The organism is Klenkia sesuvii (genome assembly GCF_037083825.1).
Lineage (GTDB): Bacteria > Actinomycetota > Actinomycetes > Mycobacteriales > Geodermatophilaceae > Klenkia > Klenkia sesuvii.
Genome location: NZ_JBAPLU010000002.1, coordinates 285,672 through 309,316, shown reverse-complemented (window position 1 = coordinate 309,316; position 23,645 = coordinate 285,672). Strand labels below are relative to the sequence as shown.

At 74.0% G+C, this 23,645-nt stretch carries 23 protein-coding genes and 1 tRNA gene; 15 read left to right on the top strand and 9 right to left on the bottom strand.

The features are described from left to right. The first annotated feature begins 69 nt into the window (after positions 1-69). Together TEK04_RS03395 and TEK04_RS03390 are read left to right on the top strand one after the other, a co-directional pair. Entirely contained in the window at positions 70-576 is a 507-nt protein-coding gene (locus TEK04_RS03395) for a DUF501 domain-containing protein (protein ID WP_336402899.1), read from the top strand. Then, complete coding sequence (locus TEK04_RS03390; RefSeq protein ID WP_336402898.1) at positions 573-1,526, top strand: Ppx/GppA phosphatase family protein; 954 nt, start codon at positions 573-575, stop codon at positions 1,524-1,526. Before TEK04_RS03395 ends, TEK04_RS03390 begins: the two co-directional genes overlap by 4 nt. A gap of 24 nt (positions 1,527-1,550) precedes the next feature. On the opposite strand, the gene TEK04_RS03385 is transcribed toward TEK04_RS03390, so the two are convergent. Further along, positions 1,551-1,856, bottom strand: a complete 306-nt coding sequence (locus TEK04_RS03385) for a DUF4235 domain-containing protein (RefSeq protein ID WP_336402897.1) — start codon at positions 1,854-1,856, stop codon at positions 1,551-1,553. A 40-nt stretch (positions 1,857-1,896) separates the two neighbouring features. Between TEK04_RS03385 and TEK04_RS03380 the strand changes: the two genes are divergently transcribed. From TEK04_RS03380 to TEK04_RS03370, 3 genes are all read left to right on the top strand, one after another. After that, positions 1,897-2,658: a uracil-DNA glycosylase gene (locus tag TEK04_RS03380; RefSeq protein WP_336402896.1), complete on the top strand. Its 762-nt coding sequence runs from the start codon at positions 1,897-1,899 to the stop codon at positions 2,656-2,658. A gap of 19 nt (positions 2,659-2,677) precedes the next feature. Further along, positions 2,678-2,751 (top strand) — tRNA-Leu (locus tag TEK04_RS03375). Positions 2,752-2,881: 130 nt separating this feature from the next. Continuing rightward, complete coding sequence (locus TEK04_RS03370) at positions 2,882-3,718, top strand: Bax inhibitor-1/YccA family protein (RefSeq protein ID WP_336402895.1); 837 nt, start codon at positions 2,882-2,884, stop codon at positions 3,716-3,718. Positions 3,719-3,844: 126 nt separating this feature from the next. Here the strand turns inward: TEK04_RS03370 and TEK04_RS03365 are convergent, their stop codons facing one another. The 3 genes from TEK04_RS03365 to TEK04_RS03355 form a co-directional block, all read right to left on the bottom strand. Beyond that, complete coding sequence (locus tag TEK04_RS03365) at positions 3,845-5,065, bottom strand: acetyl-CoA C-acetyltransferase (protein WP_336402894.1); 1,221 nt, start codon at positions 5,063-5,065, stop codon at positions 3,845-3,847. Between the two features lie 66 nt (positions 5,066-5,131). Then, positions 5,132-6,151 carry an SGNH/GDSL hydrolase family protein gene (locus TEK04_RS03360; protein WP_336402893.1) on the bottom strand — a complete coding sequence of 340 codons (1,020 nt, stop codon included), beginning with the start codon at positions 6,149-6,151 and terminating at the stop codon, positions 5,132-5,134. Between the two features lie 158 nt (positions 6,152-6,309). Beyond that, positions 6,310-6,756, bottom strand: a complete 447-nt coding sequence (locus TEK04_RS03355; protein WP_336402892.1) for a GNAT family N-acetyltransferase — start codon at positions 6,754-6,756, stop codon at positions 6,310-6,312. Between the two features lie 47 nt (positions 6,757-6,803). Here TEK04_RS03355 and TEK04_RS03350 point away from each other — a divergent pair, with 47 nt between their 5' ends. Then, positions 6,804-7,379: a hypothetical protein gene (locus TEK04_RS03350; RefSeq protein WP_336402891.1), complete on the top strand. Its 576-nt coding sequence runs from the start codon at positions 6,804-6,806 to the stop codon at positions 7,377-7,379. 203 nt (positions 7,380-7,582) lie between these two features. On the opposite strand, the gene TEK04_RS03345 is transcribed toward TEK04_RS03350, so the two are convergent. Both TEK04_RS03345 and TEK04_RS03340 read right to left on the bottom strand, forming a co-directional pair. Next, positions 7,583-9,574, bottom strand: a complete 1,992-nt coding sequence (locus tag TEK04_RS03345; RefSeq protein ID WP_336402890.1) for a VWA domain-containing protein — start codon at positions 9,572-9,574, stop codon at positions 7,583-7,585. 2 nt (positions 9,575-9,576) lie between these two features. After that, a complete protein-coding gene (locus tag TEK04_RS03340) occupies positions 9,577-11,010 on the bottom strand; it encodes a sigma 54-interacting transcriptional regulator (protein ID WP_336402889.1) in 1,434 nt (477 codons plus the stop codon). Between the two features lie 51 nt (positions 11,011-11,061). Here TEK04_RS03340 and ilvA point away from each other — a divergent pair, with 51 nt between their 5' ends. The 4 genes from ilvA (at position 11,062) to TEK04_RS03320 (ending at position 16,341) form a co-directional block, all read left to right on the top strand. Continuing rightward, a complete protein-coding gene (gene ilvA / locus TEK04_RS03335) occupies positions 11,062-12,285 on the top strand; it encodes a threonine ammonia-lyase (protein WP_336402888.1) in 1,224 nt (407 codons plus the stop codon). 135 nt (positions 12,286-12,420) lie between these two features. Next, positions 12,421-13,395, top strand: a complete 975-nt coding sequence (locus TEK04_RS03330; protein WP_336402887.1) for an ATP-binding cassette domain-containing protein — start codon at positions 12,421-12,423, stop codon at positions 13,393-13,395. After that, entirely contained in the window at positions 13,392-14,201 is an 810-nt protein-coding gene (locus tag TEK04_RS03325) for an ABC transporter permease (RefSeq protein ID WP_336402886.1), read from the top strand. Before TEK04_RS03330 ends, TEK04_RS03325 begins: the two co-directional genes overlap by 4 nt. Positions 14,202-14,268: 67 nt before the next feature. Next, positions 14,269-16,341, top strand: coding sequence for a M3 family metallopeptidase (locus TEK04_RS03320; protein ID WP_336402885.1), 2,073 nt, complete (start codon positions 14,269-14,271; stop codon positions 16,339-16,341). Between the two features lie 68 nt (positions 16,342-16,409). On the opposite strand, the gene TEK04_RS03315 is transcribed toward TEK04_RS03320, so the two are convergent. Both TEK04_RS03315 and greA read right to left on the bottom strand, forming a co-directional pair. Continuing rightward, positions 16,410-16,775: an RNHCP domain-containing protein gene (locus TEK04_RS03315; RefSeq protein WP_336402928.1), complete on the bottom strand. Its 366-nt coding sequence runs from the start codon at positions 16,773-16,775 to the stop codon at positions 16,410-16,412. Between the two features lie 8 nt (positions 16,776-16,783). Then, positions 16,784-17,287 (bottom strand): transcription elongation factor GreA, encoded by a 504-nt coding sequence (gene greA / locus TEK04_RS03310; RefSeq protein WP_336402884.1) that lies wholly within the window; start codon positions 17,285-17,287, stop codon positions 16,784-16,786. 175 nt (positions 17,288-17,462) lie between these two features. On the opposite strand from greA, the gene mca reads away from it, so the two are divergent. From mca to TEK04_RS03285, 5 genes are all read left to right on the top strand, one after another. Then, positions 17,463-18,362: a mycothiol conjugate amidase Mca gene (gene mca, locus TEK04_RS03305; RefSeq protein WP_336402883.1), complete on the top strand. Its 900-nt coding sequence runs from the start codon at positions 17,463-17,465 to the stop codon at positions 18,360-18,362. Then, complete coding sequence (locus tag TEK04_RS03300; RefSeq protein ID WP_336402882.1) at positions 18,359-18,676, top strand: hypothetical protein; 318 nt, start codon at positions 18,359-18,361, stop codon at positions 18,674-18,676. The genes mca and TEK04_RS03300 overlap by 4 nt, the downstream gene beginning before the upstream one ends. Beyond that, positions 18,673-19,128, top strand: a complete 456-nt coding sequence (locus tag TEK04_RS03295) for a phosphate-starvation-inducible PsiE family protein (RefSeq protein ID WP_336402927.1) — start codon at positions 18,673-18,675, stop codon at positions 19,126-19,128. The genes TEK04_RS03300 and TEK04_RS03295 overlap by 4 nt, the downstream gene beginning before the upstream one ends. A 115-nt stretch (positions 19,129-19,243) precedes the next feature. Then, complete coding sequence (locus tag TEK04_RS03290) at positions 19,244-19,957, top strand: hypothetical protein (protein WP_336402881.1); 714 nt, start codon at positions 19,244-19,246, stop codon at positions 19,955-19,957. A 55-nt stretch (positions 19,958-20,012) separates the two neighbouring features. After that, the gene (locus TEK04_RS03285) at positions 20,013-21,257 is read left to right on the top strand and encodes a geranylgeranyl reductase family protein (RefSeq protein WP_336402880.1); all 1,245 of its coding nucleotides are present in this window, start codon (positions 20,013-20,015) and stop codon (positions 21,255-21,257) included. 34 nt (positions 21,258-21,291) lie between these two features. On the opposite strand, the gene katG is transcribed toward TEK04_RS03285, so the two are convergent. Continuing rightward, positions 21,292-23,535 carry a catalase/peroxidase HPI gene (katG, locus tag TEK04_RS03280; RefSeq protein WP_336402879.1) on the bottom strand — a complete coding sequence of 748 codons (2,244 nt, stop codon included), beginning with the start codon at positions 23,533-23,535 and terminating at the stop codon, positions 21,292-21,294. Positions 23,536-23,645 lie beyond the last annotated feature (110 nt).

Genomic DNA, 23,645 nt, shown 5'->3' with positions numbered 1-23,645 from the left:
CCCCACGACGCGCTCCGCACGCCGAGGGCCCCTGCGCGTGGCCGTACCGGCACCGTCCAGGATGACGCGGTGAGCGAAGCAGTCAGCCCGGAGGACCGGGACGTCGTCGCCCGTCAGCTCGGTCGCCCCCCGCGGGCACTGGTCGGGGTGGCGCACCGGTGCCCGTGCGGGCAGCCCGACGTGGTGCAGACCGCGCCCCGGCTGGAGGACGGCACCCCGTTCCCGACCGTCTACTACCTCACCTGCCCCCGTGCGTCGGCGGCCGCCAGCCGGCTGGAGTCGGCCGGCCTGATGAGGCAGTGGCAGGCCGACCTGGGCACCGACCCCGAGCTGGCCGCCGCGTACGCCGCCGCGCACGAGGCGTTCTTGGCCACCCGTGACGCCGTCGACGTGCTGCCCACCCGGGCCAGCGCCGGGGGCATGCCCGACCGGGTCAAGTGCCTGCACGCCCTCGCCGCGCACTCGTTGGCCGCCGGGCCGGGCGTCAACCCGATCGGGGACCGCGCGCTGGCCGGCATGGGCGAGTGGTGGGCGCACGGTCGGTGCGCCGCCGCGCCGGACGGGGACGACGCGTGACCCGGGTCGCAGCGGTCGACTGCGGCACCAACTCCCTCCGGCTGCTGGTCGCCGACGTCCCGCCCACCGGGCCGCCCACCGAGGTGCTGCGGCGCATGGAGGTGGTCCGCCTGGGCCAGGGCGTCGACGCGACCGGCCGGCTGGCTCCCGAGGCCATCGAGCGCACGCGCGTCGTGCTCGCCGAGTACGCCGTCCAGCTCCGGGGCCTGGGCGCCGAGCGGGTGCGCATGGTGGCCACCAGCGCCAGCCGCGACGCGGCCAACCGGGCCGACTTCGAGGAGATGGTGCAGCGCACCCTCGGCCAGCTGCCCGACGTCGTGCCCGGCGAGGAGGAGGCCGGGTTGTCCTTCCTCGGCGCCACCGGGTCCCTCGCCGGCGCGGCGGCCACGCACGGCACGCCGGTCCCCGCGCCGCCCTACCTGGTGGTCGACATCGGCGGTGGCTCCACCGAGTTCGTGCTCGGCGACGACGCGGGTGTGCGGGCGGCCCGGTCGGTGGACATCGGCTGCGTGCGGCTCACCGAACGGTACCTGCACGGCGACCCGCCCTCGCCCGACGAGGTGCAGCGGGCCGAGTCCGACATCCGTACGGCGTTGGCCGAGGTGGCCGCCGACGTGCCGGTGGGGGAGGCGGTCACGCTCGTCGGGCTGGCCGGCTCGGTGACCACCGTCGCCGCCCTCGCCCTGCGGTTGCCCGCCTACGAGCCGGCCATCCTCCACGGTGCCCGCATCCCGGTGGGCGCCGTCCGGTCGGTCACCGCCGGGCTGCTGACCTCGACGCGCGCCCGGCGCGCGGCCCTGCCGGTGATGCACCCCGGCCGGGTCGACGTCATCGGTGCCGGCGCCCTGGTGCTGCGGGTGGTGATGGACGCCCTGGCCATCGACGAGGTGGTGGTCAGCGAGCACGACATCCTCGACGGCATCGCGCTCTCGCTGGTCCGCCAGGTGTGATGGCGGGCTAGGTGTGATGTCCAGCTAGGCCGCGCTGTCGGCGTTGGCCCCGACCGGGTACTTGCCGGTCAGCGCGGTGTAGGCCTTGGCGGCGCTGCGGGCGGCGAACAGGCGGCCGAAGGCGACCAGCACACCCGAGACGGCCGCCCAGGCCAGGGCGTCGCCCCAGCTCACCCCGGGCACGTCGGGGTTCTTCGGCGGGGGCGTGCCGCGGACGGCGACCCACGCCTGGTCGGCGACCTTCTTCACCACGATGCCGGTGGGGATGGCCAGCACCGGGCCGAGCAGCTTGTACAGCGCGGGGGTCTTCACCTTCTGCTTCTTCGCCACCGGCCGATCATGCCGCGCCGCCCTGTGCTCTGCTGGGTGGATGGGACGAGACGCCGACGGCTACCCCGTCACCCGCACCCCGGGTGGGGTGGTCCGCGGTGCCCGGTCGGCCCGCGACCTCGCCGCCGTCGACGACCGGGTGTCGGGGTGCCGCGCGTGCCCGCGGCTGGTGGCCTGGCGCGAGGAGGTCGCGGAGGTCAAGCGGGCGGCGTTCCGCGACCAGGTCTACTGGGGTCGGCCGGTGACCGGCATGGGCCCCGCCGACGCGCGCATCGCCGTCGTCGGGCTGGCCCCGGCGGCGCACGGCGGCAACCGCACCGGCCGCATCTTCACCGGCGACCGGTCCGGCGACTGGATCTTCGCCGCGCTGTGGCGGGCGGGACTGGCCAACCAGCCGACCTCGGTGAGCCGGGACGACGGCCTGCAGGTGAACGACGTGCGCATCGTCTCGGCGGTCCGGTGTGCCCCGCCGGACAACGCGCCCACCCCGGCCGAGCGCGACACCTGCTCGCCCTGGTTGGCGCGCGAGCTGCAGCTGCTGCCCCGGTTGCGGGTGGCCGTCGTGCTGGGCGGCTTCGGGTGGTCGGCCCTGCTGCCCGTGCTGGCCGCGGCCGGCTACGCGCTGCCCCGGCCCCGGCCGAGGTTCGGCCACGGCGTCGAGGTGGAGCTCGCGGGGCCCGGCGGGCCGCTGACCCTCCTGGGGAGCTACCACGTCAGCCAGCAGAACACCTTCACCGGTCGGCTCACCGAGCCGATGCTCGACGCCGTCCTGCAGCGGGCCGTGTCGCTCGCGGCAGGATGAGCCCTGCGCGGCGCGCACCGCCCTCGTAGCCCAACCGGCAGAGGCAGGCCCCTTAAAAGGGTCCCAGTGTGGGTTCGAACCCCACCGAGGGCACCGCGACGACGGCGCGGTCACGCCCAGGCGACGTCCAGGAACTGATCGGCGCGCAGGTGCGTTGTGCAGGTCGAGTGGGTCAGCTCCACCCGGCCCACGCACCCGACCGAGTCACCTCGAGGAGATGACGATGCCCAGCAGCAACCCGGCCTTCAGCCGGGGCTTCCCCGGCGCCCCCAACGGCCCGGGTGCCCAGTACGGCAACGCGGGCTACGCCCAGCCGGGACCGCAGCAGTCCGGGGCCCCCCAGCAGTGGGGCCAGCAGGCTCCCTACCAGCAGAACCCGTACGCGGCCACCGGCCAGCAGTACATGACGATGGACGACGTCGTCAGCAAGACCGGGATCTCCTTCCTGGTCACCGTGCTGGCCGCCGCCGCCGTCTGGGCCGTCCCCGGGCAGGCCGCGATGGGCCTGGCCCTGCCGGCCGTGCTCGTGGCCTTCGTCGTCGGCCTGGTCATCTCGTTCAAGCAGATCGCCAACCCGGCCGCCACGCTCGCCTACGCCGCCCTCATGGGTGTCGGTGTCGGCGCGATCAGCGAGGCGTTCAACTCGGTCTACCCGGGCATCGTCATGCAGGCCGTGGTCGGCACCTTCGGTGTCTTCTTCGGCATGCTGGTGGTCTACAAGACCGGCGCCATCCGGGTCACCCCGAAGCTGACCCGCTGGGTCGTCGGGGCGATGTTCGGCGTGCTGGCCCTGATGCTGGTGAACCTGGTGGCCAGCTTCTTCACCGCCGACGGCGAGGGCCTGGGCCTGCGCGCCGGCGGACCGCTGGCCATCGTCTTCAGCCTGGTCGTCATCGGGGTCGCCGCGTTCTCGCTGCTGCTCGACTTCGACATGGCCGACGAGGCCATCCGCCGGGGCGTGCAGCCCAAGGTCGCCTGGTACATCGCCTTCGGCCTGCTGGTCACGGTCATCTGGCTGTACCTGGAGATCCTGCGCCTGCTCAGCTACTTCCGCGAGTAGCAGAAGGACCTCGGTGCCCCCCGAACCACGCTTCGCGCGGCTCGGGACCCAGCACCGAGGCCGTTCCAGCACAGAACGAGGCCCGGTCCCCGCGAGGGGGCCGGGCCTCGGTCCGTTCCGGGGAGGTCAGCTCAGGCGCTCGAGCACCATCGCCATGCCCATGCCGCCGCCGACGCACATGGTCTCCAGACCGAAGGTGCCGTCGGTGGCCCGCAGACCGTTCAGCAGCGTGCCGGTGATCCGGGCGCCGGTCATCCCGAACGGGTGGCCGACGGCGATGGCCCCGCCGTGCACGTTCAGCTTGTCGATGTCGATGCCCAGGTCGCGGTAGCTGGGGATGACCTGCGCCGCGAAGGCCTCGTTGATCTCGACCAGGTCCATGTCGTCGATCGTCATGCCGGCCCGGGCGAGGGCCTGCTTGGACGCCTCGACCGGGCCGTAGCCCATGATCTCCGGCGACAGCCCGGTGACGCCGGTGGAGACGATGCGGGCCAGCGGGGTGATGCCCAGCTCGGCGGCCTTCGTGTCGCTCATGACCACCAGCGCCGCGGCGCCGTCGTTGAGCGGGCAGGCGTTGCCCGCGGTCACCCGGCCGTCGGGACGGAAGACCGGCTTGAGCTGGGAGATGCCCTCCAGCGTCGTGCCGGCGCGCGGCCCGTCGTCCTGGGACACGACCGTGCCGTCGGGGGTGGTGACGGGGGTGATCTCCCGCTCCCAGAAGCCGTCGGCGATGGACTTCTCGGCCAGGTTCTGCGACCGGACGGCGAACTCGTCCATCTCCTGCCGCGAGACGTCCTTGAGCAGCGCCAAGTTCTCCGCCGTCTGGCCCATGGCGATGTAGACGTCGGGGATGCCGCCGTCCTCGCGCGGGTCGGTCCAGGAGTCCGCACCGGTCTCGGCCACCTTCGCGACCTCGGCCTTGCGGTCGGCGAACACCGGGTTCTCGGTGTCGGGCAGGCCGTCGGAGTTGCCCTTGGCGAAGCGGGACACCATCTCGACGCCGGCGGAGACGAACACGTCGCCCTCGCCGGCCTTGATGGCGTGCAGGGCCATGCGGGTGGTCTGCAGCGACGACGAGCAGTACCGGGTGATCGTGGTGCCGGGCAGGTGGTCCATGCCCAGCAGCACCGACACGACGCGGCCCATGTTGAAGCCCTGCTCGCCCCCGGGCAGGCCGCAGCCGAGCATCAGGTCGGAGATGTCGCGGGGGTCGAGCGAGGGCACCTGGTCCAGGGCGGCCTTGACGATGGTGGCGGCCAGGTCGTCGGGACGCAGGTCCTTCAGCGACCCCTTGAACGCGCGGCCGATGGGGGAGCGGGCTGCGGCGACGATGACGGCTTCGGGCACGGAGACCTCCACGGTGAGGCGCCACCCATGTGGTGGCGTCGGCTTCGGCCCCGAACCTACCCCTGGTTACCGATCGGTAGCCGCCGCGGGCTCGGCTGCGGGCGTCACCGCGGGCAGGCGCTGCGGACGACGACGACGCAGCAGCGCCCAGGGGCCCCGCGGGCCGGCCTCGGCGCCGTCGACCGAGGCCGGCTGCACCTCGGTGCCCGGCCGGCCGGCGGCGCTCGCGGCGGCCTGGGCGATGGGCCGCAGGCTGACCCGGCGCAACCCGCGGGTGCTGCGGTCGGCGGCGGCGGGCCACACGCCGATCGCGTCGGCGACCGACGGCAGCAGGCAGGCTGCCGCGGCGGCGTAGCCGGCGGCCGAGGGGTGGAACTCGTCGCGGGAGAACATGGTGCGGTCACTGGCGAACTGCGGGCCCAGCAGCGAGCCGAGCGACACGGTGCGCCCGCCCTCGGCCACGACGGCCATGGTCTGGGCGGCGGCCAGCTGCCTGCTCCAGCGGCGCCCGAGGGTGCGCAGTGGCTGGGCGACCGGGCGGATGGTGCCCAGGTCGGGGCAGGTGCCGACGACGACCTCGCAGCCGGTCTCCCGCAGGGCGCGGACGGCGGCGGCCAGGTCGCGGACGGCGAGCGCGGGCTTGGACCGGCTGGTGACGTCGTTGGCGCCGATCATGACCATGGCGACGTCGGGTCGCTGCGGGAGCACGCGCTCGACCTGGCGGGCGAGGTCGGCCGAGCGGGCGCCGGAGACCGCCACCTTGACCAGCCGGACGGGGCGCTCGGCCAGCTCGGCCAGGGCGGAGGCGATGAGGACGCCGGGGGTCTGCTCGGCCCGGTCGACACCGAGGCCGACGGCGCTGGAGTCGCCCAGCACGGCGAGCACGACCTCGGGGCCGCGGTACCGGCCGTAGCGACCCTCGCCGGTCGGCGGGTCGGCCTTGGAGGTGCGCGACTCGACCCGGCGGCGGGCCAACCGGGCCTCCTGCCGCAGCAGCGTGGCCAGCCCGGCGCCGGCCAGGCCCAGTCCGCCGCCGCCGTAGACCGCGGCCGTGGCGAGCCGTCGCGCCCTGCTCGCCCGTGTCACCTGGTCACCGTCCTGGTTGGTCCGCCCGCGCTGTGCCCGCCGAGGCTATCGCTCCCCGGGGGTTCCGTTGTACGCGCACCGGGTGGACGCCGGGCGAGGGCCCGGCGACGACCCGGTGGCCGGCACGGGGCGCGACCTCCCCAGCCGCGGACGGCCCGTCAGCGGATGGGGAGGTCGAGCACCATGCCCAGGTGCAGCCCGACCGGCGGCATGTCGTAGGGCTCGGTCACCGTGCGGAACCCGATCCGCTCGTAGAAGCCGACGGCGGCCGCCCGGGCGTCGCACCACACGAGGTCGGCCCCGGCGCGCGAGATCTGCACCAGGCCCTCGGCCACCAGCGCGCGGCCTGCGCCGAGCCCGCGCACGTCGGGGTCGGTGGCCATCCCGCGCAGCTGCCACGCGTACTCCGTGTCGCGCCACTGGCACACCTGGGGGTGGAAGCGGACCACCCCCACGATGCGGCCCTCCTCGGTGACGGCGGCCAGGTGGATGGCCGAGGGCGCGTCGTCGCCGGTGATCTGCACGGGTCGGCCCTGGCGGAGCACCCGGGCCCGCAGTTCGTAGGTGGCCTCCACCGGTACCCGCTCGATCCTGACCGTGCTCACCCGGCCAGTCTCCCTCAGCGCGCCCGGCGGCCCTCCCGGGACGGGGCGTGGTGAGCCGGCGCGTCGATGATCATCCGGACCGGCAAGATGGGGGCGTGCCGAACACCGTGGTCAGCTGGCGTGCGGCAGTCGCCGTCGGTGTCGTCAGCAGCCTGATCTCTACGTGCTGGACGCAGAGCGTCGACGTCGTGTGGTTCGACGACCAGTGGAGCTGGCGGCGGTTGATCCTCCACGTAGCGACGGGCACGGTCCTGACCGGAGGTGCGTGGCTCCTCGGCATGCGACTGGCGCAGCGCAGTCGCTCGTTCCAGAAGAACCGTCCCCAGCGGGAACTGTTGACCGTGGTGCGGCGCACCGGGCGGGTGCCGGAGGGCTCGGAACCCCCGGTCTGGCTACCTGTCCTCACCCGACGCCGTCGCGACCTGGCGTGGATCTCTGCCCTGTGCGTCGGCGTCGGTGTGGCCGTGACTGTTCCGGTCGTCCTCGCAGCGTCCCGTTCGGGCCCCCAGGCTCCCGGCATCTGGGCGCTCGCCGGGGGTCTCGTCGCGCTGACGATCGGCCTGCTGCAGATGGTGCTGCGGGAGAGACGCCTCGTCGAGCGGCTCCTCACCGCCCCGCGCTGAGACCGCGGTGGTGGCCTGCCATTCCTCCGCTGGTCGACCGGCGGATGGTCGGTGCCGAGGTATCCGGTCAGGGCATGCTGTGACCGCATACCTGCCCGGCGACCGAATGGGGTCAGCGGGCTCGCGGCCCCCTGCGGGCGCGCAGGAGAAGCACCCGGCGCCCCCAACCCACGCTGCGCGCGGGCCGGGCCCCTGCGCCGCGCCTAACGGCTACGCCGCCCCCTACGGGCGCGCAGGTAGTCAGCGACGACGTACTCGCCGAGGCGCTCGCCGTCGGGGAGGAAGACCCGGCCGCCGGCGCGCTGGGTGATGTCCTGCACGAAGTGCACCAGGGCCGGCTCGGGGTCGAGGGCGAACACGTTCATCGTCGCGCCCGACCGGGCCACCCGTTCGACCTCGGCCACCGTCTTGGCGATCGTCTCGGGCATCGGTGGCCAGCAGAAGTAGGGCGACCCGTCGTCCTCGAGGTGGGCGGTCGGCTCGCCGTCGGTGACCACCAGGACGACGGGCTCGGCGTCGTGGTGCCGGGCCAGGAAGCGGCGGGCCAGCATCAACCCGTGCTGCAGGTTGGTGCCCTGCAGCGTGTCGACGCTGAGCTCGGCCAGGGTCTCGGGCCGCAGGACCTGCGCGGTGGAGGCGAACCCGATGATCTCGATGGCGTCCTGGGGGAAGCGCGTGGTGACCAGCGAGTGCAGGGCCATCGCGGTCGACTTCGCCGCCCCCCACGTGCCGCGCAGGGCCATCGAGTACGACAGGTCGACAAGCAGCGCGACCGCGGCCCCGGTGCGGCGTTCGGTCTCCACGACCTCGAAGTCCTCGACCGCGATGCGCACCCGGCGGTCGCCGTCCGTGGAGGGTCCGCCGGCGGTGCGCAGCACCGCGTTGCGCACGGTGCGGACGACGTCCAGCGGCTGCTCGTCGCCGAACCGCCACTCGCGGCTGGCCCCGGTCAGCTCACCGGTCGCCCCGGCGTCGGCGACGTCGTGCTCCCCCCGGCCGGTGGCGTCGAGCTGGGCGAAGACCCGGCGCAGGGCGGTCGCACCCAGCCGGCGCACCGCCTTGGGCGAGAGCTCCAGCCGGCCCTCGGTGCGGGAGAGGTGGCCCTGGCGTTCCAGTTCGCGCTCCAGCTGCCGCAGGGCGGCGAGGTCGTCGACCCCGGAGCGACCCAGCGCTCGCTCGACGAGCTCCTCGTCGACGTCGGCCAGGCTGGCGCCGGCGTAGCCCTGGGAGAGCTGGTTCGACAGCGCCTCGAGGTCGGCCAGCTCGGCGACGGCCGTCGTCGCGTCACCCAGCCCGAGCCCCTCGGCGCCGTCGGGCACCGGGCCCGGCCGACCCCAGGGCAGGTCGGGCCGGGCCTGCCGCAGTGCGTCGTTCAGGTGGGCCATCTCGCTGGCCAGGCCCATGTCCTGCATGGCCTGGCCCATCAGCTGGCCCAGCTCGGCCCGCTGCTCGGGGGAGAGCCCGGCCATCATGCGCTCCTGGGCGGCGGCCCGGCGGGCGAGGGAGTCGACGAGCTCGTCGACCGTCTGCGGGTCGTCGGGGAAGAACTGGCCGTGCTTGCCCATGAAGTCGGCGAACTGCTGGTCGGTGTCCTCGCCGCGGTTGTGCGCGTCCAGCAGGGCGGAGAGGTCGGCGACCATGTCCTTGACCGCCTGGTTGCCGTCCTCGCCGTCGGCGTTCATCTGCTGCAGCGCCTGCTTCATGTGCTGGAACTGGCTGTCCAGCACCTCTTTCTGCAGCAGGTCCTGGATCTGCCGGTAGGCCTGCGCGGCCTCGGGCGAGCGCCACTGCTTGTCCTTGAGCGCCCGGACCGCGCCCGCGGTGTCCTGGGGGAGCGCGTCGAGCTCGGCCTCGGCCAGGCGGGCGGCGTCGTCGGGGTCGGGGAACAGCTCGCGCCGCTCGGCCTCGAGGGCCGTGTCCAGCAGCTCCCGCACCTCCTGCAGGGTGCCGTCCATCGCGCCGGCCCTGCGGGCATCGCGCAGCCGGTCGCGCACGGCCCGGCGCAGGTCGTCCAGGCCCCGGCGGCCGTCGAGCCCGCGGCGCAGCAGGTCGCGCAGGGCCTCGCGGACGCTGCTGCCGGCCAGCACCTGGTCACCGATCTCGTCGACGGCGTCGCCCAGGTCGTAGGGCGGGGCGAGCGGGTCGGGCCCGCCCTGCCAGCGTCCGTAGCGGTAGCCGCGCCGTCCCCGGGGCACGGTCAGCTCCCGTAGACGGTGCGGCCGCCGTCGGTGTCCTTGGCCAACCGCCGCGTGAGCCAGAGCCCCTCGAGGGCGAACTCGACGGCGGCGGCGGCCTGCTCGGCGGACTCCTCGCCCTCGGGGACCCCGAGCCGACCCAGCAGCTGCGCCAGGTTGGGCACGGTGCCGACCTGCCCGAGCAGCTCGGGGGCGCTCACGAGGTCGCCGGACTCGACCACCTCGCCGCCGGTGAAGTGCTCCTGCAGGCCGGTGAGGTCCAGCCCGCCGCAGCGGGCGCGGAAGGTCTGCGCCGTGGCCTGCCGCAGCAGGTGCTCCAGGATCTCCAGCTCGCGGTCGTCCTCCCGGTCGGACCCCGCGTCGGCGAACTCCACCTTGCCGCGGCTGGCCGGGACGACGGCCGGGAGGTCGACCACCCGGGCGACCGGACGGGGTTCGCCGGCGACGGCGGCCCGGCGCACGGCGGAGGCCGCGACGGTCTCCAGGCCGGCGATGGCGAACCGGGCACTGACCCCCGACCGCTGGTCGACCTGCGGGGACTCGCGGACCAGCCGCGTGAACCGGGCCATGATCTCGACCAGGTGCGCCGGCACCAGCGGGGCGTCGAGGGCGTCCCCGCCGAGCCAGCTGGTCTGCGCCTCCTGGTGCAGCAACCGGATCTCGTCGGCCAGCTCGATGGGGTAGTGGGTGCGCACCTCGGCGCCGAACCGGTCCTTCAACGGGGTGATGATGCGACCGCGGTTGGTGTAGTCCTCGGGGTTGGCGCTGGCCACCAGCAGCAGGTCCAGCGGCAGCCGCACGCGGTAGCCGCGGATCTGGATGTCGCGTTCCTCGAGCACGTTGAGCAGCGCGACCTGGATGCGCTCGGCGAGGTCGGGCAGCTCGTTGATGCTGAAGATGCCGCGGTTGGTGCGGGGCACCAGCCCGTAGTGCACGGTCTCGGGGTCGCCCAGGGTGCGGCCCTCGGCCACCTTGATCGGGTCGACGTCGCCGATGAGGTCGCCGACGCTGGTGTCGGGGGTGGCCAGCTTCTCCCCGAAGCGGTCGTCGCGGTGCAGCCAGCCGACCGGGGTCGCGTCGCCGTGCTCGGCGATCTGCCGGTGCGCCCAGACGCTGACCGGGGCCAGCGGGTGCTCGTTGAGCTCGCTGCCGACCAGCACCGGCGTCCACTCGTCGAGCAGGCCGACCAGGGTGCGGATGAGGCGGGTCTTGCCCTGGCCGCGCTCACCGAGCAGGACCAGGTCGTGACCGGCGATCAGGGCCCGCTCGACCTCGGGGACCACGGTGTCGTCGAACCCGACGATGCCGGGCAGGGTGGTCTCGCCGGCGGCCAGGCGGGCGAGCAGGTTCGTGCGTAGTTCGGCCTTGACGCCGACGTGGGTGGCGCCGCTGTCGCGCAGCGCGCCGAGGGTCGTGGGTGCGGGGCTCTCCGTCACCCCACTCACGGTACGACGGGGGTGCGACATCCGGGTGCCAGGATCGGGGACATGAGCGAACCGGCCGTGCCCCTCGTCACCGGGCCTGCGGTCGAGGCCGCCGCCGACCTGCTGGCGGGGGTCGTCCGGCGCACCCCCCTGGAGCACTCCCGGGCGCTGGCCGAGCGGGTCGGCGGGCCGGTGTGGCTCAAGTGCGAGAACCTGCAGCGCACCGGCTCGTTCAAGATCCGCGGTGCCTACACCCGCATCGCGCGGCTCACCGACGACGAGCGGGCCGCCGGGGTGGTGGCCGCCAGCGCGGGCAACCACGCCCAGGGGGTCGCCCTGGCGGCCCGCGAGCTGGGTGCGGCGGCCACCGTGTTCATGCCCGGGACGGCCCCGCTGCCCAAGCTGGCGGCCACCCGCGGCTACGGCGCGACCGTGCACCAGCTTGGCGACTCGCTCACCGAGCCGCTGGTCGCCGCGCGCGGGTTCGCCGAGCGCACCGGTTCGGTCTTCATCCACCCGTTCGACCACCCCGACGTCATCGCCGGCCAGGGCACGGTCGGCCTCGAGGTGCTCGAGCAGTGCCCCGACGTCCAGACCGTCGTCGTGTGCACCGGTGGCGGTGGGCTCGTCGCCGGCATCGCCGCGGCCGTGAAGGCCCGGCGGCCAGACGTCCGGGTGGTGGCGGTCCAGGCCGCGACGGCCGCCGCCTTCCCGGCCTCGCTCGCCGCGGGCGTCCCCGTGCCGTTGGCCAGCATGGCCACGATGGCCGACGGCATCGCCGTCGCCGCACCCGGTGACCTGACCCTGGCGCACGTGGCCGGGCTGGTCGACGAGGTCCGCACGGTCACCGAGGACGAGCTGTCCCGGGCCCTGCTGTTCTGCCTGGAGCGGGCCAAGCTCGTGGTGGAGCCCGCCGGCGTCGCGTCCGTGGCCGCCGTGCTCGCCGACCCGGGTGCGTTCCGGGCGCCGGTGGTGGCGGTGGTGTCCGGCGGCAACATCGACCCGGTGCTGATGCTCAAGGTGGTGCAGCACGGCCTGGCGGCCGCCGGTCGTTACCAGTCGTTGCGGGTGCGCGTCCCGGACCGGCCGGGTTCGTTGGCCGCGCTGCTGCGCGAGCTGGCCGCGGTCTCGGCCAACGTCCTGTCGGTCGAGCACGAGCGGACGACGGCGCAGCTGCACATCGGCGAGGTGGAGATCGCGGTGGTGCTGGAGACCCGTGGCCCCGACCACGCCGCAGAGGTGCTGGCGGCGCTGGGCCGGGTGGGCTACGCGGTCACCTCCTGGTGATCCCCGGCCGGCGCCGATGAGTTCGGCGGTCGAGGCCCGTCTGGGGTGGTGGTGCCGTCCCACCGGGGGGCGGCCGGTGACGCCGGGAGCGGACGTGCAGCGGTTCTGTCGGTGGTCGGCCCTACGGTGCCGGGCATGAGCGACGCAGTGGTGGTCGAGGGGTTGGTCAAGAAGTTCGGTGACTTCACCGCGCTGCGCGGGGTCGACCTCACGGTCGCCCGCGGCACGGTGCTGGGGCTGCTCGGCCCCAACGGCGCGGGCAAGACCACGGTGGTGCGCATCCTGTCCACGCTGCTGCGGGCCGACGGTGGTCGGGCCGAGATCACCGGCCTGGACGTCGCCACCCAGGCCGACCAGGTGCGCTCGGTCATCGGCCTGACCGGGCAGTACGCGGCGGTCGACGAGTACCTGACCGGCGAGGAGAACCTGGAGATGGTCGGACGGCTCTACCGCCTGGGCAAGAAGGAGGCCAAGCAGCGGGCCGGTCAGCTCCTGGAGCGCTTCGACCTCACCGACGCCGCGCGGCGGCCGGCGAAGACCTACTCCGGCGGCATGCGCCGGCGGCTGGACATCGCCGCCTCGCTGATCGCCCGCCCGCAGGTGCTCTTCCTCGACGAGCCCACCACCGGCCTCGACCCGCGCAGCCGGTTGGGCATGTGGGAGTTCATCGCCGACCTGGTCAGCGACGGCACCACCATCTTGCTCACCACTCAGTACCTGGAGGAGGCCGACCGGTTGGCCGACCGCATGGTGGTCATCGACCGCGGCAGCGTCATCGCCCGCGGCACGGCCGACGAGCTCAAGGCCCAGGTGGGCGGTGAGCGCCTCGAGCTCACCGTCGGGTCCGCTGAGCAGCTGAGCCGGGCCGCCGACCTGCTGCGCCCGCTGGCCGTCGACGACGCCCAGCGCGACGACCAGACGCGCCGGCTCACCCTCCCCGTGAAGGGCGGGGCGGCTACCTTGGCCGAGGCGCTGCGCATGCTCGAGGGCAGCGGGGTCGAGCTGCTGGACATCGGGTTGCGGCGGCCCGACCTCGACGACGTCTTCCTCACCCTGACCGGCCACGCGACCGAGGACGCGGAGCCCGAGACCCCGGAGAGCACCCGATGAGCGCACTGGGCAACACCGTGTCCGACAGCCTGGTGATCACCCGCCGCAACCTCATCAAGGTCAAGCGGGTACCCGACCTGATCGTCTTCGCGACCCTCTCGCCGATCATGTTCGTGCTGCTGTTCCGCTACGTGTTCGGCGGCGCCATCGGTGGGCTGCCCGAGGGGGTCAGCTACGCGGAGTTCCTGCTGCCGGGCATCTTCGCCCAGACCGTCGTGTTCGGGTCGACCACCACCGGGGCCAGCATCGCCGAGGACCTGCAGAAGGGCCTGGTCGACCGCTTCCGGTCACTGCCGATGTCCCGCTCGGCGGTGCTCATCGGCCGCACCATCGCCGACCTCGGGCTCAACGCCATCTCGATCCTCGTCATGGCGCTGACCGGCCTGGTCGTGGGGTGGCGGATCAACAGCTCGCCGCTCGAGGCACTGGCCGGCTTCCTCGTCCTGCTGGTCTTCGCCTACGGCGTCAGCTGGATGATGGCGCTGGTGGGCCTGCTGGTGCGCACCCCGGAGGTGGTCAACAACGCCAGCTTCATCGTCATCTTCCCGCTGACCTTCGTGGCCAACACCTTCGTGCCGCTGGAGACCTTCCCGTCCGTGCTCCGCACGTTCGCCGAGTGGAACCCGGTCTCGGCGGTCGTGCAGGCCGCGCGGGAGCTGTTCGGCAACCAGCCCGCCGGGGCCCCGGTGCCCGACGTGTGGTCGCTGCAGCACCCGGCGCTGTACACGCTCATCTGGGCGGCGGTGATCCTCGCGGTCTTCGTGCCGCTGGCCGTGCGGGCCTACCTGCGCACCGCCACCCGCTGACCGGTCGGCCGCGGCGGTCCCCGCCCGCCCGGCGGGGACCGCGGCGGCAGGCGGAGACTGGACCGCGATGAGCGCGCCCGCGGCCCAGCCCGCCCCTCCCGCCCTGTCCGCCGACAACCCGCTGGCCGAGGCGTCGCCGCTGCCGCACCGGCTGCCGCCGTTCGCCGACCTCACCCTCGACCACTGCCGTGAGGCACTGCTGACGGGGATGGCCGAACAGCGGGCCGAGGTCGCGGCCATCGCCAGCAGCGACGAGCCGGCCACCTTCGACAACACCGTGGTGGCGATGGAGCGGTCGGGTGCGCTCCTGCGCCGGGCCCAGGCGGTCTTCTACGCCCTCTCGTCGTCGAACTCCTCCGACCGGTTGCGGGAGATCGAGCGGGAGGTCTCCCCGCTGGCCGCCGCCCACTCCGACGCGCTGCGGCTGGACCCTGCGCTGTTCGCCCGCATCGACGCCGTCCACGCCGACGTGCAGGCCGGCGGGCACGGGTTGGACGCCGAGGCGGTGCGGCTGGTCGAGCGCTACCACCTGGACTTCGTGCTCTCCGGCGCCCGCCTCGACGACGCCGGTCGGGAGCGGTTGCGGGAGCTGAACCAGCAGCTGTCGCGGCTGTCGACCACGTTCGGGCAGAACCTGGTCGTGGCCACCGAGGCCGCCGCGGTGCTGGTCACCGACCGGGCCCAGCTGGCCGGCCTGTCCGACGCCGAGGTGGAGGCGGCCGGGGTCGCGGCGACCGAGCGCGGACGGGAGGGCTACCTGCTCACCCTGGTGCTGCCCACGGGCCAGCCGGCGATGGCCAAGCTGCAGGACCGTGAGCTGCGCCGCCGGCTGCACGAGGCGTCGGTGACCCGGGCGTCGGCCGGGGAGCACGACAACGGGCCGGTGGCCGCCGAGATCGCGCACCTGCGGGCCGTCCGCGCCCGGCTGCTCGGCTTCGACACCCACGCCGACCTGGTCGCCGCCGACCAGACCGCGCGGACCTCCGCAGCCGTCGACGAGCTGTTGGCCACCCTGGTCACCCCCGCGGTGCGCAATGCCCGCGCCGAGGGCGAGGTCCTCGCCGAGCTCGCCGCCGCCGACGGCGTCGAGCTCGCCGCGTGGGACTGGGCCCACTACAGCGAGCAGGTCCGCCGCGACCGCTACGCCGTCGACACCACCGCGCTGCGGCCCTTCTTCGAGCTGGACCGGGTGCTGGTCGACGGCGTGTTCCACGCTGCCCGCCTGCTCTACGGCTACACCTTCACCCCGCGGCCGGACCTGCCCGGATACCACCCCGACGTCCGGGTGTGGGAGGTCGCCGACGCCGCCGGGGAACCGATCGGCCTGTACCTCGGCGACTTCTTCGCCCGGGACGGCAAGCGCGGCGGGGCCTGGATGAGCTCGTTCGTCACGCAGTCGCGGCTGCTGGGGACCACCCCGGTGGTCTTCAACGTCATGAACGTGACCCGGGCCGCGGCCGGGCAGCCCACGCTGCTGACCCTCGACGAGGTCACCACGCTGTTCCACGAGTTCGGGCACACCCTGCACGGGCTGTCCTCGGCGGTGACCTACCCGCGCTTCTCCGGCACCAGCGTGCCGCGGGACTTCGTCGAGTTCCCCAGCCAGGTCAACGAGATGTGGGCCCTGTGGCCCGAGGTGCTCGACCACTACGCCCGGCACACGGGCACCGGCGAGCCGCTGGCCGGCGAGGTCGTGGCGGCCATCGAGGCTGCGGCGCTGTGGGGCGAGGGCCAGGCGACGCTGGAGTACCTGGCCGCCACCCTGCTCGACCAGGCCTGGCACCGGGTCGGCCCGGACACCGTCGTGGAGGACCCGCAGGCCTTCGAGGCCGCGGCGCTCGAGGCGGCCGGGGTGGCCTCCGACCTCGTGCCGCCGCGGTACCGCACGACCTACTTCCAGCACGTCTTCGCCGGCGGGTACGCGGCCGGCTACTACTCCTACATCTGGTCCGAGGTGCTCGACGCGGACACCGTGGAGTGGTTCCGGGCCAACGGTGGCCTGACCCGCGCCAACGGCGACGCGTTCCGCGAGAAGCTGCTCTCCCGCGGCGGGTCGGTCGACCCGATCGGCGCCTTCCGCGACGTCGTCGGCCACGACCCCGACCCGGCCCCGCTCCTGGCCCGCCGCGGCCTGGGTTGACCCTCCTCACCGCCCCTCGATCCACGCCACGACGTGGGGGCAGGGGCGGTGGGCCGGGTTGACCCGCCTCACAACCAGGGCAGGGCGAGCACCAGGTCCAGGTCGTCGGGGGACTCCCCGTCGCGCACCAGGCGGTTGGGCTGCCGGTGCCCGCACGCGGTGCAGCGGTGCACCACCTGCCAGCCCTTGCCCGACTTCTCGACCAGGCCGACCGGCTCCATGGGTCGCCGGCAGGTCGAGGCGCGGTCCCCAGGCTTGACGTCGACGTGCAGCGACCACAGGCAGTAGGGGCAGTGGTTGCGGTAGTGACCGTCGGTGTTCGCCGGCACGGGGCGCGCGCAGTGCACGCAGGCGAACGTGGTGTTCTCCCGCCGACGCGAACGACCCCGGGGGCTCGTGCCCCCGGGGTCGTCGTCGACGTCGTGCTCGCTCAGCGTCTGCCTCAGGGGACGAACGGCTCGACGGCCAGCACCTTCACGGTGATGTCCTTGCCGTTGGGTGCGGTGTAGGTGACCGAGCTGCCCGGCTTCGCGCCCAGGATGGCCGCGCCCAACGCGGACTCCGGGGAGTAGACCGACAGCTCGGTGGTGCCGGCGATCTCGCGCGACCCCAGCAGGAACTTCTCGGTGTCGTCCTCGTCGCCGTCGAAGGCGATCGTGATGACGGTGCCCAGCGCCGCGTCGGTGGCGGTCTTCGGCGGCTCACCGACCCGGGCCTTGCGCAGCAGGTCGGTGAGCTGACGGATGCGGCCCTCCTGCTTGCCCTGCTCGTCCTTGGCCGCGTGGTAGCCGCCGTTCTCCTTGAGGTCGCCCTCCTCGCGGCGGGCGTTGATCTCCGCGGCCATCGCGGGCCGCCCGGCGATCAGCTCGTCGAGCTCGCCCTTCAACCGGTCGTGGGCCTCCTGGGTCAGCCAGACACCCTGGTCCTGCTCGTCGGTCGTCGACACGATCACGGCTCCTACAACTCAAGAGCCGCCCCCCGACAGGGGAGCGGCTGCGGTCGAACGGCCAAGTGAACACGACAGGCGTGCGCCACCGCAAGCGCGCGGACCGGGATGCGAGACGGCCCGGGGTCGCCGGGCTGGCCGTCGTGCCCCGCGCACAGGTGGGACGATGGGGGGCGTGACCCAACCCGACCAGCTCCGCCTGCTCGCGGTGCACGCCCACCCCGACGACGAGTCCAGCAAGGGTGCGGCCACGATGGCCAAGTACGTGCACGAGGGCGTCGACGTCCTCGTGGCCACCTGCACCGGCGGGGAGCGCGGCTCGGTGCTCAACCCGGCGATGGACCGGCCCGAGGTGTGGGAGCGGCTGCCGCAGATCCGCTCCGAGGAGATGGCCGCGGCGCGGGAGATCCTCGGGGTCGGCCAGGAGTGGCTGGGCTTCGTCGACTCGGGGCTGCCCGAGGGCGACCCGCTGCCGCCGCTGCCCGAGGGCTGCTTCGCGCTGGTGCCCACCGAGGAGGCCGCGGCCCCGCTGGTCGCGCTGATCAGGCGCTTCCGCCCGCAGGTCATGACCACCTACGACGAGCGCGGCGGCTACCCCCACCCCGACCACATCAAGACCCACAAGATCTCGGTGCACGCCTTCGAGGCGGCCGGCGACCCCGACCGCTACCCCGAGCTGGGCGAGCCGTGGCAGGTCAGCAAGCTGTACTACAACATGAGCTTCACCCTGCCGCGCACCAAGGCGATCCACGAGGCGATGCTGGCCGGCGGGCTGGATTCGCCCTACGCCGAGATGCTGGAGAAGTGGGACCCCGCCAAGGACATCTCGCACCGGGTGACCACCCGGGTGCCCTGCGGGGAGTACTTCGGCATCCGGGACCGCGCGCTGATCGCGCACGCCACCCAGATCGACCCGACCGGTCGCTGGTTCTCCACGCCCATGGACATGCAGCAGCGGGTCTGGCCTACGGAGGACTTCGAGCTGGCCCGCTCGCTGGTCGACAGCGCCACACCCGAGGACGACCTGTTCGCAGGCATCCGCAGCCGCGCCGACGAGGAGGTGGGGGTTCGATGACCGTCGGGGTGCTCGTGCTGGCCGCCAGCGAGCAGCTGCCCGAGGACGTCGGCAAGTCCGGCCCGCTGGGCCTGCTGCTGACCGTCGTGCTGCTGGTCGCGGTCCTGCTGCTGGGGCGCTCGATGGGCAAGCACCTCAAGCGGTTGCCGCCCAGCTTCGACCCGGCCGACGCGCCGGTCGCCGTCCCCGACGACGCCTCCGAGCTGTTCGAGCCGCGGCCGGGGGAGGAGCTGCTGGACACCCTCCGGCGGCGGCCACGGGCGATCGAGGGGCCGCGGCGCGACCCGGACGAGGGTTCTGCCGCCTCGTCCTGAGGCGGGCGCCGCGGTCGTGCCCGACGATCGCGCCGTTCCTCGTCGTCACGGCGCTGGTGCTGCTCGTGCTGGCGGGCAAGAGCACCTGGGCGCTGGTCAGCGACCTCTCCACCACCCCGGTGCTGGAGCTGCTCGACGTCCTGCTGCTGGTGTTCATCGTGGTGGAGCTGCTGTTCGCCGTCCGGACGACGGTGGAGAAGCGCGAGCTGATCGCCGAGCCCTTCCTGCTCGTGGGGGTCATCGCCTCCATCAAGGAGATCGTGGTGCTCAGCGTCGAGGCGGCCGGCGTGGTCGGCACGAGCGGTTTCGACGACCGCATCGTCGAGATCGGGGTGCTCGGCGTCCTCGTCCTGCTCCTGGGCGCCACCTCGTTGCTGCTGCGCCGCAAGGAGCGCGAGCCCGACGAGGGCGAGAACGCCCCGCCCGACCCGGAGACCCGCGACCGATCCTGATCCGTCGCGAGCGCGGCGACCCATCGCGGCCAGCCTCTTGCATTACTTGATTACACGCTTACCCTGAAGCGCAGCAGGACCCGACCCACGGGCCCTCCGACGACAGGAGAGCGCCATGCGTCCCCCCTTCCCCCCTCAGGGTCACCACCGGCACGGCCGCGACCGCGGCGAGCACGGCGGCGGGCCCTTCCCCGGCGGCCCCTTCGCGGCCGCCTTCGCCGGCGCCGGCCGGGGCTTCCCGGGTCGCGGCGGTGGCCGCGGGTCCGGTGGCCCCGGCGGTCGTGGCCCGGGCGGGCGCGGCCGCGGTGCCGACGCCCCGCCGCCGGTCGACCGCGCCGAGGTGACCGGCTGGTTCGCCGGCCGGCTGCCCGACGAGTGGACGACGACCGCCCCGGAGCTGACCGTCGACCGCGACGAGATCACCGTCGTGGTCACCGTGCCCGAGCCCGCCGACGCCGAGGGCGCCGACCGGCAGGCGGCGGCTGCCGGCCGCATCGCCCGGTTCCGCGAGGACACCAGGGCCCGCCGGGTCGAGGTCGCCGAGGCGGCCCAGGAGCGCTTCGGGCGCACCGTCTCCTGGGGAGCCCGGTGCGGGGAGGTGACCGAGCTGTTCACCACCGTGTCCGCGCCGGTGATGACCCGGCTGCGGCAGCCCGAGCGGCTGGTGCTCGACACCCTCGTCGACGCCGGGGTGGCCCGCTCGCGCTCCGACGCCCTGGTGTGGTCGGTGCGGCTGGTCGGCGAGCACGCCGACGAGTGGCTGACCCAGCTGCGGGCCGCCATGGCCTCCGTCGAGGAGGTGCGCGCGCAGGGCCCCAAGCTGGGGTGAGCGGAGTGCAGCGGGCGAGGGTTCCTCGCTCGCTGCACCGCGCACAATGGGTTCCGTGAGCACCCCCGAGAGCACCGACGTCCTGGTCGTGGGCGCCGGTCCGGCCGGATCCGCGGCGGCCGCGTGGGCCGCCCGGGCCGGGCGCGACGTCGTCCTGGCCGACGCCGCGGTCTTCCCCCGCGACAAGACCTGCGGCGACGGGCTGACCCCGCGTGCGGTGGCCGAGCTGGACCACCTCGGGCTGGGGGAGTGGGTCCGTGCGCACGGCACCAACCGGGGCCTGCGGGCCGCCGGGTTCGGCCAGGAGCTGCTGCTGCCCTGGCCCGGTGGCTCGCTGCCCGACCACGGCAGCGCGGTGCCGCGCACCGAGCTCGACGCCCGCATCCGGCAGGTCGCCCTGGACGACGGCGCCGTGCCCGCCGAGGGCGCGCGGGCGGTCGACGTGCAGCGCGACGGCGACCGGGTGACGGCCGTCGTGTTCGAGGACGGCCGCACGATCGACTGCCGCAGGCTCGTGGTCGCCGACGGCGTGCGCTCCCCGCTGGGTCGCGTGCTCGGCCGCGAGTGGCACCGCGAGACCGCCTACGGGGTGGCTGCCCGCGGCTACGTGGCCAGCGGCCGCAGCGACGACCCCTGGATCTCCAGCCACCTCGAGCTGCGCGGCACGCAGGGCGAGCTGCTGAGCGGGTACGGCTGGGTCTTCCCGCTCTCGGACGGCGAGGTCAACATCGGCGTCGGCACCCTGGCCACCGCCCGACGGCCGGCCGGCGTGCAGCTCAAGCCGCTGCTGGACTTCTACGCCGCCAGCCGCCGGGAGGAGTGGCAGCTGACCGGCGAGGTGCGGGCCAAGGCCTCGGCGCTGCTGCCGATGGGCGGTGCGGTCTCGGGGGTGGCCGGGCGCAACTGGGCGCTGGTCGGCGACGCCGCCGGCTGCGTCAACCCGCTCAACGGCGAGGGCATCGACTACGGCATGGAGACCGGTCGCACCCTGGCCGGCCTGCTCGACGAGGCGGACTGGACGACGGCGTGGCCGGCCACCCTGCGCCGGCACTACGGCGAGGCGTTCTCCATCGCCCGGCGGCTGGCCGGCCTGCTCACCGTGCCCCGGCTGCTGCCCGCGGCCGGTCCGGTGGGCATGCGGTCGCGCGCGCTGATGACCGTTGCGCTGCGGGTCATGGGCAACCTCGTCACCGACGAGGACCGGGACGCCGTCGCCCGGGTGTGGCGGGCCGCCGGCCGGCTCAGCACCCGCCTGGACGGCCGGCCGCCCTTCGCCGCGGCGGACCTGCGCGCCGGCTGAGCCGGCACGCAGGTCCCCGCTCGGTACCGGGGCCTCAGCCGGCTCGGACGTCGTAGCGGTCGGCCATCATCACCTTGTCCCACACGGCGACGAAGTCGCGCACGAAGCGGTCCTGCCCGTCGGACGAGGCGTACACCTCGGCGACCGCCCGCAGCTGGGCGTTCGCCCCGAACACCAGGTCGTTGCGGGTCGCGCGGTGCACCTCCTGGCCGGTCTCGCGGTCCTCGAGGGCGAACGTGCGCTGGCCCTCGTCGAGGGCCCGCCACTGCAGGTCGGGGCTGAGCACCGTGGTGAGGAAGTCGGTGGTCAACACCCCCACCTGGTCGGTGAACGTGCTGGACCCGTCGTGGTTGCACCCCAGTGCCCGCAGGCCACCGGTCAAGGCGACCCACTCGGGCGCCGAGAGCCGCAGCAGCGCCGCCTTGTCCAGGAACAACCGCTCCGGGGAGACCGGCGTGACCTCGGCCAGGCCGGGCTGCTCGTAGCCGCGGAACCCGTCGACCAGCGGTGCGAGCCACTCGAAGGTCGGGACGTCGGTCTGCTCCTGCGTCGCGTCGACCCGGCCGCCGGTGAACGGCACCTGCACCTCGACCCCGGCCGCGCGGGCGGCGTCCTCGACCGCCACGCACCCGGCCAGCACGATCGTGTCCGCCAGGCTCGCCCCGCCCTGCTCGGCCACGGCGCGCAACGCCTCGACCACCGGCACGGTGCGCCGGTTGACCGCCCAGTCCTTCTGCGGGGCCAGCGCCAGCCGGGCGCCGTTGGCCCCCCCGCGCCTGTCGCTGTCGCGGTAGGTCACCGCGGCGGAGAAGGCGGTGTAGGCCAGGTCCGACGTCGAGATCCCGGTGCCGCGGATGGCCGCGGCCAGCGCGGCCGTGCCCGCGTCGTCCAGCGGGGCGTGCGCGGGCGCCGGCAGCGGGTCCTGCCAGGGGAGGTCCTCCGCCGGGACCTCGGGGCCCAGGTAGCGGGACTTCGGGCCCATGTCGCGGTGGGTGAGCTTGTACCAGGCCTTGGAGAAGGCGAGGGTGAACGCGTCGAAGTCGGCCAGGAACCGCTCGCAGACCTCCCGGTAGACCGGGTCGACCTTCAGCGCGATGTCGCTGGTCATCATCATCAGCGGGTGCTCGACGCCGTCCCGGTGGGCATCGGGGGTCGTGGGCGCCCCGGGGTCGGTCGGCGTCCACTGCAGGGCGCCGGCGGGGGAGCGGGTCTGCTCCCACTCGAACCGGAAGAGGTTCTCCAGGTAGGTGTTGTCCCAGGTGGTGGGGTTCGGCGTCCAGGAGCCCTCGATGCCGTTGGTCATCGTGTCGGCGCCGTTGCCCGCGCCCTCCGGGTTGTGCCAACCCAGGCCCATCGCGTCCATGGGAGCGTTCTCCGGCGGCGGGCCGATGCGGTCGGCGGCCACTGCCCCGTGGCTCTTGCCGAAGGCGTGGCCACCGGCGATCAGCGCGACGGTCTCCTCGTCGTCCATCGCCATGCGGCCGAACGTGATGCGGATGTCGACCGCGGAGGCGGCCGGGTCACCGTTCGCCTCCGGGCCCTCGGGGTTGACGTAGATGAGCGCCTGGTGCGAGGCGGCCAGCGGCTGCTGCAGCTCGTAGTCGGCGTCCCCGGGCTTGCCGGTCCAGCGCTGGTCGCGCTCGACCATGTCGTCGTAGGAGCTCGGCGCGGTCATGTCGATGTGCTCGGGGCCCCAGTAGGTGGCGTCGTCGGCCTCCCACGCGTCGCGCCGTCCGCCGGCGAAGCCGTAGGTCGGGAAGCCCATGATCTCCAGCGCGCAGTTGCCGGTGAGCACCATGAGGTCGGCCCACGAGATCGCCGCACCGTACTTCTGCTTGATCGGCCAGAGCAGGCGGCGGGACTTGTCGGTGTTGCCGTTGTCCCACCAGCTGCTGATCGGGGCGAAGCGCTGCATGGCCTGCCCGGCGCCACCGCGGCCGTCGGCGATGCGGTAGGTGCCGGCCGAGTGCCAGGCCATGCGGATCATCTGCGGGCCGTAGTTGCCGTAGTCCGAGGGCCACCACGGCACGGAGGTGGTGAGGAACTGCTTGATCTCGTCCTTCAGCGCGGGCAGGTCGATCGTGGCGAACGCCTCGGCGTAGTCCTGGTCGGACAGCGGGTTCGCCGCGGCCCCGTCGCGGTGCAGCTGCTCCACGCGCAGGCGCTGCGGGTACCAGTCCGACAGCGTCGGGGCGGAGGTCTGGGCGCCGCCGAGGGTGTTCCCGCCGAACGGGCACTTCCCCTCGAGGACGTCGTCGTACTCGGCGTACTGCGTCATGGGTGGCCCTCTCCTCGAGCATCTCGTTCCCCGGGCATCGTCACGGATGTGCGGCGCTCCCGCGACGGGACGAGCTGGTTCCGACACTCCGGTACGCGGTCGTGCGGGCT